This window comes from Lactiplantibacillus modestisalitolerans (assembly GCF_005405425.1).
Taxonomy (GTDB): Bacteria; Bacillota; Bacilli; order Lactobacillales; family Lactobacillaceae; genus Lactiplantibacillus; species Lactiplantibacillus modestisalitolerans.
In genome coordinates this window covers 1-1789 of record NZ_BJEA01000036.1, presented here as the reverse complement: position 1 = coordinate 1789, position 1789 = coordinate 1, and the positions used below count along the sequence as shown (strand labels likewise).

The following is a 1789-nucleotide window of genomic DNA, read 5'->3' as shown; positions in this document are numbered from 1 at the left end:
GAGGCTGTGACATAAGTAGCCTCTGTATAAGCAAATGGGACGAGAAACCGAATTTTGGTTTCTCGTCCCATTTGCTTACGCCTTTGATTTTTAAAACTGGTCCCTACCGTGACCAGTTTCATAATATTTAACGCCAGTATTACGATTCCCGCTTCTTTGGTGACCTTATCGAAACCCCGCACCGAGAAGCGATTGAAACGCAAAGAAGCCTTCATCTTACCAAATATCGGTTCAACATCGATCTTACGCTGAGCATAGATCTGACCGGTTTCTGGAGCTGAAAGTAATTCACGTTGCTTGGCTTTAAAATATTCCCAATTTTCATTCACCGAAATCTTTTTGAGATTGCCCTTTGGCGTTAATGCGCCGGCAATAAGTTGGTGATTTTCATCGTATTTTTCGGCGACATATTCTTTGAAATCACGAATAAAGCCATATTTATCGGTCCGCTGACGATACGTATTGAAGCTGAACCGCACACCTTGAGGATTGATGAAATAATCATCCTTTTCATGATAATCCCAGTTCATGACTTTACGGTCATCACTGCGCCATTTTTGACTATTCTCTTTAAGCATCGTTCCGTATGGTATTAGCGCGGTGTGCTGTCCAAGTTCATCTTCTAAGTACTGATAATTACTTTCAGAACCGTATCCGGCATCGGCGACAACGGTCGAGCCTAACGTATTGTTGTCCTCCAAATGCTTAACAAATGGTTGTAACGTTCGCGTGTCGGTCGGATTATGAAACAATTGATATCCCGTGATAAATTGATTACTGGTGGCGATTTGTAAGTTGTAAGCCGGTTTCAATTGACCGTTTTGCATCGGGTCTTCTTTGACCCGCATAAAGGTGGCATCGTGGTCCGTTTTAGAGTAGCTATTGCGTTGACCATAGATTGCTTGTTGCGCTTGATGTTCACGCATCTTATCACGCCGTTCATCTAACTTACGTTTTTGTGACTTAACAATTCGTCGTTGTTGCTTGGCAGGGTTCGGGGAAACTTTCTTAGTTGCTGCCACAGTTTCATTGAGGACCACTAAGTGATCCTCAACTTTGCTAATCATGGCATCTAACATTTCTAGCGTTAAATCTGACCCGGCTGGTACTTCACCGATAATTTCGGCTTCATGCAATTCACCTAACAGGTCGACTAATTTTTTACGATTCATCTGATCAAACCGAATCGTGTTCTTCTTCCAGACAAAACTATACTTATTTGCATCGGCCAGGATTTTAGTTCCATCAATAAAAGAAATATCGTCAATTAAACCATTTTTACGCAAACACTCGGTCAATTGAGACAAACTATCATTCGTCATGGTTGCTAACTCATCGGAGATTCTGAAACGGCAAATTGTCCGGTAGGATGGAACTTGGTCGGCGATTAACCACCCCGCGGGCTTGTTTTCACGGCCAAAACGTTCAATTTTGCGACTGCTGAAAATACCGTAACTGTACGCCAAAAGGACCAGTTTTAACATGGCGCCAAGGTTATATTCTCGTGGCCGTCCAAACTGGTAATCATATTTTAGTTTTAACTGCTCAACGAGCTCGTTAATGTAGCGGGCGGGATGATTTTCTTCTGGTTGATAATCCAAGGCGATACTCAAAGTGGTTTGATTCATGTTATAATAATCTTGCATATTTGGAATGTCCTTTCGGGGATAATTTCGTGGAGTATCGGGTACGGCCGGTACTCTTTTTTATTTTCCATTATATCAAAAGCCAGTCTGGAAAAATCCGAAGATTTTTCCAGACTGGCTTTATTTTTAGAGACTTATGTCAC

At 41.9% G+C, this 1789-nt stretch carries 1 protein-coding gene; it reads right to left on the bottom strand.

Annotated features, from left to right (window positions below; translation table 11 throughout):
• Positions 1–1646, bottom strand: a 1646-nt coding sequence (locus tag FFM79_RS12560) for an IS1182 family transposase (protein WP_137643801.1), incomplete at its 3' end; no start/stop codon positions are given.
• Positions 1647–1789 lie beyond the last annotated feature (143 nt).